This is a genomic window from Bifidobacterium sp. LH_389 (assembly GCF_056357235.1).
In genome coordinates, this window is the sequence record NZ_JBKEVR010000016.1 from 1 (window position 1) to 14,951 (window position 14,951).

15 protein-coding genes and 2 rRNA genes are annotated in these 14,951 nt (G+C 65.9%); 10 read left to right on the forward strand and 7 right to left on the reverse strand.

The window, feature by feature from the left end; all coding sequences use genetic code 11:
• A 23S ribosomal RNA gene (locus tag AC1AZA_RS10250) occupies nucleotides 1-114 on the forward strand; the annotation flags it as partial.
• Between the two features lie 140 nt (nucleotides 115-254).
• Nucleotides 255-371, forward strand: a 5S ribosomal RNA gene (gene rrf / locus AC1AZA_RS10255).
• A 251-nt stretch (nucleotides 372-622) separates the two neighbouring features.
• Here rrf and AC1AZA_RS10260 read toward each other — a convergent pair.
• The 4 genes from AC1AZA_RS10260 to AC1AZA_RS10275 all read right to left on the reverse strand — a co-directional run bounded on the left by AC1AZA_RS10260 (nucleotide 623) and on the right by AC1AZA_RS10275 (nucleotide 3,545).
• Nucleotides 623-943, reverse strand: coding sequence for a hypothetical protein (locus tag AC1AZA_RS10260; RefSeq protein ID WP_476514558.1), 321 nt, complete (start codon nucleotides 941-943; stop codon nucleotides 623-625).
• Entirely contained in the window at nucleotides 940-1,254 is a 315-nt protein-coding gene (locus AC1AZA_RS10265; RefSeq protein ID WP_476514559.1) for a type II toxin-antitoxin system RelB/DinJ family antitoxin, read from the reverse strand. The genes AC1AZA_RS10260 and AC1AZA_RS10265 overlap by 4 nt, the downstream gene beginning before the upstream one ends.
• Nucleotides 1,255-1,542: 288 nt before the next feature.
• Nucleotides 1,543-2,493 carry a DUF1684 domain-containing protein gene (locus AC1AZA_RS10270; RefSeq protein ID WP_476514560.1) on the reverse strand — a complete coding sequence of 317 codons (951 nt, stop codon included), beginning with the start codon at nucleotides 2,491-2,493 and terminating at the stop codon, nucleotides 1,543-1,545.
• Between the two features lie 62 nt (nucleotides 2,494-2,555).
• On the reverse strand, nucleotides 2,556-3,545 hold the full coding sequence (locus AC1AZA_RS10275; RefSeq protein WP_476514561.1) for a DUF1684 domain-containing protein: 990 nt from the start codon (nucleotides 3,543-3,545) through the stop codon (nucleotides 2,556-2,558).
• Nucleotides 3,546-3,982: 437 nt separating this feature from the next.
• Here AC1AZA_RS10275 and AC1AZA_RS10280 point away from each other — a divergent pair, with 437 nt between their 5' ends.
• From AC1AZA_RS10280 to AC1AZA_RS10305, 6 genes are all read left to right on the forward strand, one after another.
• Entirely contained in the window at nucleotides 3,983-4,888 is a 906-nt protein-coding gene (locus AC1AZA_RS10280) for a transporter substrate-binding domain-containing protein (RefSeq protein WP_476514562.1), read from the forward strand.
• Nucleotides 4,889-4,948: 60 nt separating this feature from the next.
• Nucleotides 4,949-5,785 (forward strand): amino acid ABC transporter permease, encoded by an 837-nt coding sequence (locus AC1AZA_RS10285; protein ID WP_476514563.1) that lies wholly within the window; start codon nucleotides 4,949-4,951, stop codon nucleotides 5,783-5,785.
• The gene (locus AC1AZA_RS10290) at nucleotides 5,748-6,485 is read left to right on the forward strand and encodes an amino acid ABC transporter ATP-binding protein (RefSeq protein ID WP_476514564.1); all 738 of its coding nucleotides are present in this window, start codon (nucleotides 5,748-5,750) and stop codon (nucleotides 6,483-6,485) included. Before AC1AZA_RS10285 ends, AC1AZA_RS10290 begins: the two co-directional genes overlap by 38 nt.
• Before the next feature lie 46 nt (nucleotides 6,486-6,531).
• The gene (locus AC1AZA_RS10295) at nucleotides 6,532-7,272 is read left to right on the forward strand and encodes an N-acetyltransferase family protein (protein WP_476514565.1); all 741 of its coding nucleotides are present in this window, start codon (nucleotides 6,532-6,534) and stop codon (nucleotides 7,270-7,272) included.
• A complete protein-coding gene (locus tag AC1AZA_RS10300; RefSeq protein ID WP_476514566.1) occupies nucleotides 7,269-8,450 on the forward strand; it encodes an amidohydrolase in 1,182 nt (393 codons plus the stop codon). The genes AC1AZA_RS10295 and AC1AZA_RS10300 overlap by 4 nt, the downstream gene beginning before the upstream one ends.
• Before the next feature lie 142 nt (nucleotides 8,451-8,592).
• Nucleotides 8,593-9,888, forward strand: coding sequence for an O-acetylhomoserine aminocarboxypropyltransferase/cysteine synthase family protein (locus tag AC1AZA_RS10305; protein ID WP_476514567.1), 1,296 nt, complete (start codon nucleotides 8,593-8,595; stop codon nucleotides 9,886-9,888).
• A gap of 19 nt (nucleotides 9,889-9,907) precedes the next feature.
• On the opposite strand, the gene AC1AZA_RS10310 is transcribed toward AC1AZA_RS10305, so the two are convergent.
• From AC1AZA_RS10310 to thiD, 3 genes are all read right to left on the reverse strand, one after another.
• Nucleotides 9,908-10,978: a LacI family DNA-binding transcriptional regulator gene (locus AC1AZA_RS10310; protein ID WP_476514568.1), complete on the reverse strand. Its 1,071-nt coding sequence runs from the start codon at nucleotides 10,976-10,978 to the stop codon at nucleotides 9,908-9,910.
• A 72-nt stretch (nucleotides 10,979-11,050) separates the two neighbouring features.
• On the reverse strand, nucleotides 11,051-11,452 hold the full coding sequence (locus AC1AZA_RS10315; RefSeq protein WP_476514569.1) for a thiamine-binding protein: 402 nt from the start codon (nucleotides 11,450-11,452) through the stop codon (nucleotides 11,051-11,053).
• Between the two features lie 69 nt (nucleotides 11,453-11,521).
• A complete protein-coding gene (gene thiD / locus AC1AZA_RS10320) occupies nucleotides 11,522-12,331 on the reverse strand; it encodes a bifunctional hydroxymethylpyrimidine kinase/phosphomethylpyrimidine kinase (RefSeq protein WP_476514570.1) in 810 nt (269 codons plus the stop codon).
• A 494-nt stretch (nucleotides 12,332-12,825) separates the two neighbouring features.
• Between thiD and AC1AZA_RS10325 the strand changes: the two genes are divergently transcribed.
• Nucleotides 12,826-13,509, forward strand: a complete 684-nt coding sequence (locus AC1AZA_RS10325; RefSeq protein WP_476514571.1) for a response regulator — start codon at nucleotides 12,826-12,828, stop codon at nucleotides 13,507-13,509.
• Between the two features lie 144 nt (nucleotides 13,510-13,653).
• Nucleotides 13,654-14,946, forward strand: coding sequence for a sensor histidine kinase (locus AC1AZA_RS10330; RefSeq protein WP_476514572.1), 1,293 nt, complete (start codon nucleotides 13,654-13,656; stop codon nucleotides 14,944-14,946).
• Nucleotides 14,947-14,951: the final 5 nt, after the last annotated feature.

Consider the following 14,951-nt stretch of genomic DNA (forward strand, 5'->3'; position numbering starts at 1 on the left):
TGACCCCTCTTGGGGTCTGTACCCTCCATGTGGAACACGTGGTTGATAGGCCGGACGTGGAAGCCGCGCGAGCGGTGGAGCTGACCGGTACTAATGGGGGAACGCCAACACGACACACTCCTTGTGTGCGTGGGATGGTTGGGCGTCGGATTCGTCTGCGGCACGGAGCACGAGCGTGCTTCACACAACGGTCGGCAACGAGGGTTGCTCGCGTCCATTGTCCGGTTCCCGGACCGCCACCATGCGTTGGTTTTTGCGGTGGTCATGGCCCAGGGGTCACGCCCGGTCCCTTTCCGAACCCGGTAGCTAAGGCCTGGCACGGTGATGGTACTGCACCCGAGAGAGTGTGGGAGAGTAACACACCGCCGCAAATACACTTCTTGTAGGGGGTGGTCCTTGCGGGCCGCCCCCTTCGTATATCCCCGGCTTGCCCGCATCGACGGGCCGGGACGGTCATCGCGGGACGCCCTTTCCCGCATCCCACGCGTGGCAGGTCCGCCCGATCCCACGGCCGGCGATCAGAGTCGGTTGCACACTTGCCGGGACGGTCCTGCGCAAGTAAAGAAGCTTCTTATGGGCGAGCCAGCGCGGCGATCTGTCACCTGATGCGCTGCATTGGGAATTAGTTGTCGTCGCGGGGGATTGACTCGTGATCGTAGATGCCGACCATACGGATCACGTGCCGTGACTCGCGGCGGTAGTAGACAACGAGAACGTCGTCATCGAAGATATGGAATTCGAAATGACGGCCATCGCCGAACGGGGACCGTTCGAGCATGTGGTCGTGCCAGCCGGTTTCCTCGACGAACCCTTTTTCCGCGAGTTCACATATGGCTTCGCGCACGGACCGGATGATCCGGGCGAACTGTTCCCGCGTGTATTTGCGTTTGATGCGCAGGGCGGTTGCCCAGAAGTGGTCCGAGGCCCTGACGTCCCAGCTCACTGGCCGGCCTCCTCAGCGGTCAGGCCCAGCCGGTCAAGCATATGGTCCGGGATGATTCTCGCATCGGTCGAATCGTCGGGGATCAGGCCGTACTCCTGCGCTTCCGCATATATCATGTCGCGCTTCACGTCCTCGCACAGCTCACGCGTGGCTCCGGAGGAGAACAGTCCGTCGAACGGGGTACGCCCCTCATTGGCAACCTGCGTGACTAGCATCTTCATCGCGGCGGGCGTGGTGATGCCGTTGCGGGCGAACGCGGCGTCCGCCCGTGCCTTCACGTCGTCCGGTACATTGACCTGGATGAGAGCCATAACGTACCTCCTTATGTGTTTTACATATTTTATCATAATTGCACTAGCCAGAAACCAATGCGGAGGGGAGACAGATAGGACGCCATGGTGGGGCCTGCGTTGCGACGCCCGAATTGACGACCATGTCGAGGGGCACACCCACTGTTGCAGTTTGGACCGATCAGGCGAAAAACGGCCGTTTCAAGGGCCGAAAATCGCATGATCGGTCCAAGCTGCACGGACAGGGGCACAGATTGGACCGATCATACGAAAGTGTTTTATGCGGGGTGGGCGTTGCCTCTTTCTCCGCTACTCCTCCAGCGAGCCGAAGACGGGCGGGGTCTTCTCGCCGGCGCGGATCTCGAAGGGGAGGGTGTTCTGCAGGGGTGCGAAGGGGCAGGTGCAGAACACGGTGAAGGCGCACGGCAGGTTCATGGCGCGGTTGAAGTCCACGTAGGTGACGGAGGCGGGGTCGGTGATGTCGAAGCCGAGCACGCGGGCGCCGCCGTAGGTCTCCTTGCCGCTCGTCGCGTCGCGGAACAGCACGTTGCCCTCGTTGGTGATGTTCGCACGGTTGTTGAGGTACACCTTCTCGCCGGTTTCCGGATCGACGGCCTGCGCGCCGGAATCGTCGTTGTGCTGTTCGAACACGATGATGTCGCGCGGGGTGCCGTCGAAGTCGACGTGCAGCGTGCCGATGGAGGTCTCGTTGTGCGTGAGGCCGCCGTCCACCGCGCCCACGGTCACGTCCTCATGGTCGGCCGGCTCGAAGGTGGCGGGGAACACCCAGCGCTGGTCGGGCTCGAACGCGGGGGAGCCTTGGAACCCCGCGATGCCCGCGGAGTGCGGGTCGCGCACGCGCACGGCGAACTGGCGGTCGTCGCCGATGCGCTTGATGAGTTGGGCGCGCACGTCCCCGTGGTAGAAGTCCTCCAGATTGAAGTCGCCCACGTCCGGCACCTTCACCTCGAACGGTCCCGTCAGCGTCACCCCGCGGTTGACGATGGGCGCGCCGTCCTTCGGCGGCGTGTAGATGACGGTGTCGCCGTCCTGACGCCACGTGCCGGGGAAGCTGGCGAACGCCTTCTCGCGCCCGTCCTCCAGCCAGTCGATGCTCACGAGCGAGAGCCAGCCGTACGGTTCGCGCATGTAGGCGTCTCGCTTGGCCTTCCATTCGAGCCATTCGGCGCGGAATTGTTCGGGGGATTGGGCCTTGAGATCGTCGTAGGTGACGGACGGGTCGCGGGACAGCAGTTCCATGGGGATGTGGTTCCTTTCGTTGGCGGATTGATGGAAACGGGGGTGATGGCGCTCGGCCTGGCTCAGGCGGCGAGGGCGTCGTCCGTGGCGGATTCGGATTCGGCTGCGTCGGCGTCGGCCAGGTCGTTCTCGTGCACGATGGTCGGCGTGGTCTCGCCGACGCGCACCTCGAACGGCAGGAAGTTCTCCGCGGGCGCGAACGGGCAGGTGCAGTACAGGGTGAACGAGCACGGCAGGTTGGTGGCCCGGTTGAAGTCCACGTAGGTGATGGCGGACGGGTCGGACACGTCGAAGCTCAGGCCGCGGGCGCCGCCGTAGGTCTCCTTGCCGCTGGTCTGATCGCGGAACAGGGCGAATCCATGCCCGTCGGTGTCCTGACGGTTGTCCAGATAGACGGTCTTGCCGGTTTCCGGGTCCACCTTGGTCCAGCCGGAATCGTCGTTGTGGCCCTGGAAGACGGCGAGACGGTAGTCCTTGCCGTCCTTGGTGAACATCACGTAGCCGATGATCGTCTCGTTGTGCGACAGATCGCCGAGCACGGCACCGGTCTCGGAGTTCTTCCATTCGGCGAGCGGCTCGTAGTGCGCCGGCAGCACCCAGCTGCGGTCGAGCGGGAAGTGAGGGACGCCGTGGAAGCTGCGGCGGGTGGCGGAGTTGGGGTCGCGCTGGCGCACGGCGAACTGGCGGCTGGCACCGATGCGCTTGATGAGCTGCGCACGCACGCCCTCGTAGTCGAAGTCCTCCACGTTCACGTCCGCGTGGGCGGTCACCTCGATGTCCTTCGGCTCGGTGATCACCTCGCCACGGTTGGTGACCGGCCTGCCGGCCTCGGGCGTGTAGGTGACCGTGTCGCCGTGCTGCGTCCACGTGCCGGGGAACTTGGGGATGGTGATGGTCTGGCCGTCCGTGAGCCAGTCGATGCTGCGCAGGGACAGCCAGCCGTATTCGGAGTCGAGCTGCGCCTCGCGGGCTTCGTGCCATGCGCGCCAATCGGCGGCGTACTCCTCGTCGGTCTGGTTGATGACGTCCTGATAGGTAAGTGCGGTGCTCATCGGTTTTCCCCTTTGCTGTGGTTGGTTCGCGTGCCGCTACGGTGACGGACGGATGCGATGCGGATGATATGACGGTGATGCGGATCGCGTTGCCGGTCCGCGGTGGTTTTGAATGTAGCGCATGGCACCGGGCGAATCACGTGCCTTGGTATATGCGTTGGTTATGGGCGGTTCACGACCGTAGGGGAACCGCGCCCCATGGCACGCCCCATAACCAGAAGATATAGCGACCGGAATGCGCCTCCGGAACCTGCGCCGAGAGGCATGCAACGGCTGCGATCCGCGCCGTTGCGCCGATTGATAACGCGCTATGGGCCGCATATAACGGCCGGTTATGCATGGCTCAAAACAGCGGCGATAATCCGCGGTGCATGTGGGCTCCGAAATGGCCGTACACTCGCAGTCAATCGCATACCAAGCCACAAAGGGAGAGCAACGTGAAGTCCACAACAATCAAGACCGTGTTCGCGGCGGCCACCGCTGCCTTGCTGGTGCTCACGTCCGCGTGCGGCGGCCAGAAGGGCGACATCACCGGCGAGGCCCATGCGGCGGACGGCGGCGCACGCACCGTCATCGTCGCCACGTCCGGCACGCCCGCCCCCATGACGCAGGTGAACGCGGACGGCACCGTCGGCGGCTACGAGATCGATCTGCTCAAGGAAGCGGACAAGCTCATCGCCGACTACGACTTCAAGTACGAGCAGGTGGACTTCGCCGGCATCACCGGCGGGCTCGACAGCGGCAAGTTCCAGATCGGCGCCAACTTCTTCAACTACACGCCCGAGCGCGCGGAGAAGTTCGTGTTCTCCAAGTACCCGCACTACCGCGATCAGGCCGCCGTGCTCACCCGCCCCGGCTTCGCCCAGGAGCATCCGTTCCACACGCTCGCCGATCTCGGCGGCTACAGCGTGCCCACCGACTCCAACGGTTCCGCGTTCCAGGTGTTCCTCGAGGACTTCAACAAGCTCTACCCGAACAACCCGATCAAGATCACGTACACGCCGGCCGACCACGCCACCCGTCTGCGCCAGATCAGCCAGGGCCAGTTCGACTACGGCTACGGCGGCCGCTTCCACCAGAAGGTGTATGCGCAGGACCTCGGCGTGCAGGTGGACTACGTGCCCATCCCCGACAGCTTCGCCAGCACGGACGAGGAGAAGGAACTCATCAAGTCGCTGCGTCAGGAGACCTACTACTTGTTCCCCAAGACGGACGAAGGCCAGAAGATCTCCGACGAGGTGGACAAGGCTCTGGTGACCCTCCACCAGAACGGCACCATGCAGAAGCTCTCCGAACAGTACTTCGGCTACGACCTGACCGGCGACGACAGCGTCTGGTCGTGACGGCGGCGGTACGCGCGTCGCCCTAGGCACGTTCATTCACGCAGGCGAAAGGATTCCATCATGCCTGACATCTTCAACCCCTCGTACATCATCCAGGACATTCCCGCCATTCTGCGCGGTCTGCCCGTCACCCTCGAGATCGTGCTCTTCGCCGCGATCGTTGGCTGGGCGTTCGGCCTGCTGCTCGCGCTCGTCAAGATGCACCGCATCCCCGTGCTCTACCAGATCTGCGGCGTGTTCGTCTCCTTCACGCGCGGCACGCCGGAACTCGTGCAGCTGTTCCTCGCGTTCTACGGCATTCCCGTGGTATTGCAGTACACCAACTACTACTGGGGCACCGGCATCAGCATCAACGGCATTCCCAAGATGCTGTTCGTGCTCGTGGCGTTCACCAACATCATGGCCGCCTACTCGGCCGAATCGTTCCGCGCCACGCTCGAGGGCGTGGACAAGGGCCAGATGGAGGCGGCCCTGTCCACCGGCCTGTCCAAGTTCGACGCCTACCGCAAGATCGTGCTGCCGCAGGCCCTCGTGGTGGCCGTTCCCTCGCTCGGCGCCCAGTTCGTGAGCATGCTCAAGGGCACATCCCTGGCGTTCGTGGTCTCCGTGGTGGACATGACCTCCGCCGGTCAGCTCGCCGCCTCCCGCACCTACCGCTACCTCGAGATGTACATCGCGCTCGCCGCCCTGTACTGGATCCTCTCCGGTCTGTTCTCCGTGCTGTTCCGCGTGATCGAGAAGCGGCTCAAGCGCAACGAGCGGGTGATCGTGGACGCTGAACCCGCCGTATGGGTGCCGCGCGTCAAGGTACCGACCCTCGCCGCGATCGCCGGCGAACGAGCCGAAAGGAAGCCGGGATATGGTCTTGCGGATCTCCAACCTGCACAAGCGGTTTGACAAGAACGAGGTGCTGCGCGGCGTGGACCTCACCGTCGGCGACGGGCAGGTCGTGGGCCTCATCGGCTCGTCCGGCGCCGGCAAGTCCACGCTCCTGCGCTGCGTGAACTTCCTCGAGAAGCCGGACGAGGGTGAAATCTCCATCGACGACTTCACCGTCAACGCGGCCGAGGCCACCAAGAAGGACATCGCCGCCCTGCGCCGGCTCACCGCCATGGTGTTCCAGAGCTTCAACCTGTACAAGCTCAAGACCGTCGCGGAGAACGTGGAGCTCGCCCTGACCGACGTGCAGGGCGTGCCCAAGCGCGAGGCGAGGGAGACCGCTCTCGACTTCCTCAACCGCGTGGGCCTGTACGACAAGCGCAACAGCTTCCCCGACAAGCTCTCCGGCGGCCAGCAGCAGCGCGTGGCGCTGGCCCGTGCCGCCGTGCTGCGTCCCAAGGTCATGCTGCTCGACGAACCCACCTCCGCACTCGATCCGGAGAACGTGGGCGAGGTGCTGGACGTGATCCGCGCGCTCGCCAACGAGGGCCAGTCCATGGTCATCGCCTCGCACGAGATGAACTTCCTGTACCAGGTGGCCGACCACGTGGCCTTCATGGACCAGGGGAAGATCGTGGAGGAAGGCAGCCCCGAGGCGGTGTTCCGCCATCCCGAGCACGATCGCACCAAGCAGTTCCTGTCCCGCGTGCACGTGTGAGCCCGCGGGCCACCGATCAATATCACAAAAAAGGACGGTTATCCCCATGACCCGAAGCAATCCGGCCGAGCCGGTCTCCCTGCGCCTCGCCACGCCGCAGGACGCCGGCGAGATCGCCGCATTCTACGCCCCCTACGCCACGGACACGGCCGTCAACTTCGAATACGACGCTCCGGATGCCGCCGAATTCGCCCGGCGCATCGAAGGAGTGCAGCGCACATTCCCGTTCATCGTGGCCGTGGAACACGACCCGTCCGGAGGCACAGGGCGCATCGTGGGCTACGTGTTCGCCGCGCCCATGGGATCGCGGCCCGCCTACACGTGGTCCGCGGACACGTCCATCTATCTGGACCGCAACCATCGCGGCCACCGGATCGGCACGCTGCTGTACGACGCGCTCGAACCGATCCTGCGCTATCAGGGCATCGTGGAACTCTTCTCCTGCATCACCGTCAGCGAGCACGACGATCTGACCGACTTCCGCGACCCCACGGCACTCGAGCTCACCGTCTCGCGCGTGCAGGATCCGCATCTGCCTGTCACCAGCCCGAGGTTCCACAAGGCCAAGGGGTATTTCCCCGTCGGACGCGAGCTCGGTGTGGGCTACAAGCTCGGCACCTGGTACGACAAGCTGTGGATGCAGAAGCATCTGCAGGCCCGGCCTGCCGAACCGAAGCCGATCGTAACCCTGCCGAACGTGCCCGCGCAGGTGATCGAGGAGGCCTTCGCCGAGGCGCTGCGCCGGCGCGAGGAACGCGAACAGGAACGAGAGCGGGAGCGGTCATGAGCGGAACCCATGCAACACTGGAAGCCCACGAAGCGCTGCGAATCATACTGCTCGACCATTACCGCTGGTTCCACCGGCATCCGGAACTCTCGTACCGTGAATTCGGCACGACGGCGCACCTGCGCGAGATCCTCGCGGCCAACGGCATCGAAATCCTTGACTCGGGCCTCAAGACCGGGCTGGTGGCCGTGGTGCGCGGCGGCCGGCCCGGCCCGGTGATCGCCCTGCGCGGGGACATCGACGGCCTGCCCGTGGAGGAACAGACCGGCCTGCCGTACGCCTCCGAGAACCACGGTGTCATGCACGCCTGCGGCCACGACTTCAACCTCACCGTCGCACTGGGGGCGGCGATCCTGCTGCAATGGCGAAGCGCCGAGCTCGCCGGCACCGTGAAGATCATCTTCCAGCCGGCCGAGGAGGGGCGTGCCACCGCGCAGCGGCCGACCGGCGCGGTGCAGGTGCTCGACACCGGCGTGCTCGACGACGTGCAGGCGTTCTTCGGCACGCACGACGCGCCCGGAGACGTGGGCGTCATTGCGATCAGCGAGGGCGGCCTCTCCGGCGCCGTGGACAAGTTTCAGGTCACCGTGCATGGCAAAGGTGCGCATGCCGCCTCGCCCACCGGAGGCGTGGACCCGATCGTGGCCGTCACCGCGATCATTCAGGGCCTGCAGACCGTGGTGGGACGCAATGTGGACCCCGCGCACCCGCGCGTGCTGTCCGTGACGCACGTGGAGTCCGGCAGCGCGTGGAACGTGATTCCGGAAAGCGCGTTCTTCGAAGGCACCGCGCGCACCACCGAGGAATCCGATCGGGAGATCATCAAACAGGCCGCCACGCGCATCGCCGAACGCACGGCGGAGGCGTACGGCGCCACGGCGGACGTCACCTGGTTCTTCGGCTCCCCGTCCGTCACCAACGACCCCGAATGGGCGCGTGTGGCCCGGGACGTAGCCGCCGATCAAGGCATCGCCGTCACCGCAGACCATCCCCAGCTTGACGGCGAGGACTTCTCCTACTACCAGCGGCGCAGCCCCGGACTGTTCGTGCACGTGGGCGCGGGGGACACCGGCGCCGCGCACGGGCCGACCTTCGCCCCCGACCCGGACGGCATCTGGACGGGCGTGCGGTTCCTCGCCGCGCTCGCCGAACGCGCGCTCGGGGAACTGGCGTCCTGAACCGGGCCTGCCGGCTGCCGGTCCCGCTGCCTATCAGCCCCGTTGATACCGGCCGATAAGAAAGCCCTGTACCGGCAATGCCGTGTTCCGCCTTCGTGGCCCCTAGACTGGACGGCAACGCATGAAGGAGGAGACACACACCATGACCGCTGATTTCGCCACGCAGGCCATCCATGCCGGCTACGACCGCCGGGAAAACGGGGACGCCGTGAACGTGCCGGTGTACGCCAGTGCGGCGTTCGACATGGAGAACGCCGTGCGCGGCGACGCCCTCGCCGCCGGGGAGACGCATGGATTCTCCTACTCGCGCGTGGCCAACCCGACCGTCGACGTGCTCGAACGGCGATTGGCCGCGCTCGAAGGCGGGGACAATGCGGTGGCGGTCGCATCCGGCATGGCGGCCGTCTCGTTCGCGCTGCTGTGCGCAGCGGAGGGCGGCGGGCGCATCATCTCGCCCACCAACCTCTACGGGGCATCAGTGGACGCGATGGAAAGCTTCTTCCCGCAGTTCGGCGTGCATACCGACTTCGTGAAGGACATCAACGATCTGGACGAAGTGGCCTCGAAGATCGGACCGGACACGCGTGCCATCTTCTGCGAATCCGTAGCCAACCCGTCCACCGAAATCACCGACGTGGAGGCGCTGGCCTCCCTCGCCCACGCGCACGGCATCCCGCTCATCGTGGACAACACCGTGCCCACACCCTACCTGTTCCGCCCCATCGAATTCGGCGCGGACGTGGTGGTGCATTCCACCACCAAGGGCATCACCGGGCACGGCAACGCGATCGGCGGGGCCATCGTGGACGGCGGCCGGTTCGACTGGACGAACGGGCGCTTCCCGCAGTTCACCACCATCGAGCAGGTCATCAGCGACGAGCGCAACGGCATATGGCGCAGCTTCTCGGACATGTTCGGTGCAGAGGCGTACATCCGCCGCGTGCGCATCAAGTACCTGCGTACGTTCGGCGCGGTCGCCAGCCCGTTCAACGCCTACCTCTCGCTGGTGGGGCTGGAGACCATCGGCCCGCGCGTCGAACGCGAGGTGGCCACTGCCACGGCCATCGCTAGGCATCTGACGACCCTGCCGCACGTCACGGCCGTGAACTACGCGGGCATCGGCACCACCGGGCAGTCTGATCTGGTCGCGAAATACTACCCGCACGGCGTGGGCACCATCCTCTCGTTCCTCGTGGACGGGGATGAATCCAACGTGCGGCGCATCCTCGACGGCACAAAGGTGTTCAGCTACGTGCCGAACATCGGCGACTCGCGCTCGCTCATCGTGGACCCGGCGCGCATCACCCACCGCGAGGTGCCGCGCGCATACCGCGAGGCGGCCGGCGTGACGGACAACCTGATCCGCCTGTCGATTGGCCTCGAGGACGCGAACGACCTCATCGCGGACCTCGATCAGGCCATTGCAGGGGCGTACTAGGCTTCGGACGCTGGGCGCGCTAGGCGGCCACCGAATCCTTCTCGATGAGCGTGCAACGGATGCGCGTCTCCACCGAGCCGTCCGGATTCGCCAGCGGCGGCAGGGGTGCGGTGGTGTGCGGTTCCGGCGCGCCGGCCAGAGAGCCCTTGGCTCCGTCGTCGGCGCCCTCGATGAGCGAGATCACCTTGCGCGTGGCCCAATAGCCCATCTCGTAGTGCGGCAACTCCACCGTGGTGAGCTCCGGCACCAGCGTCTCCGCCAGCAGACGGTGGTTGTCCACGCCCACCACGGACAGGTCACGGCCGATCGTCAGATCGAGCTTCAGCGCCGACTGGTAGACGTACATGGCACGGGCGTCGTTCCAGCAGAACGCCCCGTCCGGTCGCTGCTCGCCGATGAGACGGTCCACCGCGTCCTGGGCGGGCTTGTGGAACATGACGTTCACGGTGAGACGGTCATCGAACGGCAGACCGGCCTCCTCGAGCGCGCGACGGTACCCCTGAAATCTGAGCGTCTGGGCGACCATGGGCCGCGAGCATCCCACGTAGGCGATGCGCGTGCAGCCCGCGTCGATGAGCCGCTTCGTGGCATCGAAGCCGATGCCCACCTCGTCCGGGGTGACGCTCGGCACCATGCCGGCGCGGTCGGTGGCGTCCACCAGTACGGTCGGATAGTCGGCGAGGCTTTCGGGAACGTCGGCGACGCGGTTCGACATCTTGGCGTACAGGAACCCGTCCACGCCGTAACGTTTCAGAGCGGCGATCTCCTCCGGTTCGTTCGTCCGGCCGTCCACGTTGACCGTGATCATCATGTACCCGGCCGCGCTCGCCGCGTCCTGCGCGCCGAGGATGATGCCTCCCGCGAACGGCGTGGTGGCGATCTCCTCGCTGACGAAGCCGAGAATGCGCGTGCGGCTGGTACGCAGCGAGCGTGCCAGCGGATTCGGCTTGTACCCCAAGGCATCGGCCACCGCTCGTACCCTACGGGCGATGTCGGGCTTCACCCTTCCCGCATCGCGCCCGTTGAGAACGAGCGAAACACTGGAAACTGAGACCCCCGTTCTCTCAGCAATTTCCTTCATCGTGGTCATGGGGCACTAGTCTACCGCACGGTCGATGGCGACCGGGGCCTTTGCCTTCACGGAGAAGGAAACCGGTTTCGTTTACTCCTGCTTGGCCTGCGAGGCGCCGGCGGACGCCTTGCCTTCGAGAATCTCGTTCACCAGTTCGGGCTTCTCCGCGAGCTGACCGGTAAAGCCGGGGCGGATGTCGAGCTTCAGAGTCACGCCGGTGCGGTAGCCCTGCTCGGCGAGTTTCTTGGCGGCGGCCACGGCCACGCGCACCACGTCGTCCAGATCGCCCTCCATGTTGGTGAACATGGCGTTCGTCTCGTTCGGCAGGCCGGATTCGCGGATCACGCCAATGGCCTGGGACACGTACTCGCTCAGCTCCGCGCCCACCCCGTTCGGAGCGATGGCGAGGGCCGCCACGGTGTTGAGATAGGGCTTGCCGGTCTCGGGGTTGACGGGGACTTCCTGCTTTTCGGCGTAGCGGTCGATGGCCATGTGAGTGCACTCCTTGAGGTGAATTTGCGGTATTTGTTGGGTTTCTTGTGGTTCGCGGGGTTCCGAGGGCTAGCGCTTCCACGCGTGGTTGAGCGGGCCGGAGCCGTGGCCCATGTCAAGCCCGGCCTTGATGGCGCCGGTCAGGTACTTCTTGGCGCGCTTGACGGCCTTGGGCAGTGGATCGCCCTTGGCCAGCCCCGTGGCGATGGCGGAGCTCAATGTGCAGCCGGTGCCGTGCGTGTTCGGATTGCTCAGGCGCGTGCCGGGGAACCACGTGATGGCGCCGGTCGCGTCCGCCAGCACGTCGTCCGCGTCGCCGGTCACGTTGTGCCCGCCCTTGACGAGCGCCGCGCAGCCGTATTGCTCGGCCAGACGTACGGCGGCGGCTTCCATGTCCTCCGCGTTCTCGATGTGCGCCACGGTGAGCGTTTCCGCCTCCGGAATGTTGGGCGTGACCAGTGTGGCGAGCGGGAAGAGCCGGGCGGTCAGGGCTTCGACCGCATCGTCGCTGATGAGCTTTGCGCCGGACGTGGCGATCATCACCGGGTCCAATACCACCTTCGTGGCCTGCCAATGCCTCAGCCGGTCCTCGATCACCTCGATGAGCGCCACCGAGGAGACCATGCCGATCTTCACCGCGTCCGGGCGGATGTCCTCGAACACCGCATCGATCTGCGTGCCCAGCATTTCCGGCGTCACGTCCTCCACCATGCGCACGCCGGTGGTGTTCTGCGCCGTAAGCGACGTGATCGCGGTCATGCCGTAACCGCCGCAGGCCATGATCGTCTTCAGATCCGCCTGAATGCCGGCGCCCCCGGACGAATCCGACCCCGCGATCGACAACACTGCCGGCAGCGTGCTTTTCTCCCCGTGATTCATGGCCTCCACTCTACCCATTGGGGGTCCCAGCGTGCGGGCGGTGTTGTGCGGGTGCGGCGTGGCGGTGTTGTGCCCGTTCCTCTATCCGCCATCGTTGTTGTATATGCATGCACGCATACACAACAACGGTCATTCTGCCGTCTGTCATTCTGCTGCCTGTCACTGAGCCGCCCCAAGGCACGCGTTTTGTAATTATGTTACAAAACCGGTCTCGGGAGAACCGTAGGAAGCGCGTTTTGTAAAAACGTTACAAAACGGGTGGCGGCGGGGTGCCTACGGAATCACTTTTGTAACAGTGTTACAAATTGCGTCTCTGGGCGGCCGTAGGAGACGCGTTTTGTAAAATAGTTACAAAACGCGCGGCGAGAGGCCATCTTCGGCGGTGACGGTGGCAGTCAGATGCCGGGCGGTGCTGCCGCGGCCAGGCAGATGATGCCGCGACGGCCGATGCGGGGTACGGATGCGTGCACCGGCGTGCGGCGGAAGGTGGACAAATGGACGATCGTACCGTGGCGATGGTGGACAACGACCCATTGGTCCTGCAGCTGCTGGGGATAAGGCTGGGTCAGCTGCTGCCGCGGTGGACCGTGCCGTGGACGGCCACGCGCGGCAGGGATGCGCTGGCGCGTTTCAAGGTGGACGGCCGCCGCCCCGACGTACTGCTGGTGGATATGTCCATGGAGGAAATGAGCGGGCCGGCGCTGTGCCGGGCGGTCCGGCTGCGCGGCGAGAGGCCGGCGATCCTTGCCATGACGGCGTTTTCGCTCGACAGGTATGCGGCGGATGCGGCGAAGGCCGGCGCACAGGGCATCGTCTCCAAGCACGATACCGTGAGCATGGCGCGTGCGATCGTGCACGTGGCGCAGGGCGGCACATGGCCCGGCGGAGGAGTCGCAACGGATGGGACGGCCGCAACGGGCGGCGCGCGTTTCGAGACCGCGCACGAGGCGTATCTGCGCATTCAGGGCGAGCGGCCGGACGGCATCGCGGCGCTCAACGGCACCGAGCGGCAGCTGGCGGCCCTGTGCGCGCAAGGCTATACGTCCCGTCGCATGGCGGATGAAACCGGCCGCAGCGTATCCACGGTCAACACGCATCTGGAGCGCGCGATCCGCAAGGCCGGCGTCTCCAACCGCATGGAACTGGCGGCCATGTGGCTACGTGAACAGGCGGGGTGAATCGCCATGACAGCGGATGATGCAGGGATGCCGCCGGTACAGCCGCCGGTGCGGGAACCGAGACCGTCCAGGTCCGTGACATTGGCTTCTCGGTTGGGTCGTGCACTCCAATGGTGCAGGGAATGCACGGCGTTCGGTCTGCGCATGCATCCTCTGGAAGCCATCGGCGCGCTGACGGCGGTGATCGGGGACGTGGCGCTGAGTCTGTGGCTCGGTTTGCCGGCCGACCGGGTGTTGCCCACCTTGTCGGTCTATTTGACGGCCGCAGCGCTGACGGTCATGTGGCCGCGCGTCGGTTGCCTCCTGACGCTGCTGTACGCCGTGGCGTGCGGATGGGTTGACTTCGGCGCGGGCGGTGTTTCGGGAGGCGTTCTGGGCGGTCTGGCAAACGATGTGCCGAGTGGCATGGTGGACGGCGGCATGAGCGATGCCGTGCTGCCGTTGTGCGGCATGTGGTTCGCGGCATGGCTGCTCAGCTGCCGCGTGCCATGGCGATGGAGTCCGGCGGTGGCTGCGATGATGGTGGCGGCGTGCGCGGCGGCGGACATGGGGCCGACCGCGATGGGTGCCGCGGCGGACGGAAGTGCGGCTCATGCGTTGCGCGCAATGCACGTGGCGGGGTGCGTGGTCGCCGCAGCGGCAGGCGTACTGACCGCCGTGAACCTGATGCTGGCGGCGCAGTCCGACGCCGAGCGTGATGCGCTGCGCGACGGGGAACGGCTCATGCTCGCCCGCCGGAACACCGGGTTTGCGCGCACCCTGCATGACACGGTCATGAACGACCTGTCCGTGATCGCCATGACCGCGGACATCCGTCTCGACGCAGTGCGGGAGGAGGAAGACAATGCCGCGGGCGGCATGGCGGTCGGTACCGCGACGGTTGCGGATGCGCGGTATTGGGCAATCGTGCGCGACCGGTCGAACGCCGCATGGACCGCGCTGCGCGAGCTGCTGGACCGGATGCGCTCCGACGACGATCCGCAGGGCAACGCGGCCGGATTCATGGCGGCGCTGCACCGGGAATGCGCAGCCTTCCAAGCGGCACTGTCCGCGGCGGGCATGACGGGCGACGTGGCGGTGGTCGGCGAATGCCATGCGATCGCAACGTCGAGCGCGGTGGAGACGCTGAGCCTCATCCGCCAATGCAAGGCCAACGTGCTGCGATACGGCGGCGGGCTGCGCAGGTATGCGCTGCGCGTGACGGTGGGGGAGCGGGACGTCGTCGTGGAACAGTCCAACGACGTGGGGGCGAGTGTGCGTCTGGCGGACCGTGGAGGCGGACGCATGCCGGCGGCGGGGCGCGGGCCGGCGGCGGGGCGCGGATTGGCGCTGCACCGGCAGATGGTCGAAGGTCTGGGCGGATCCCTGGACTGCGGTCCGCGGAACGGCCGATGGCTGCTGCGGGCGGCCATCCCGCTGCATCCGCCGGTGTATTGACGGGC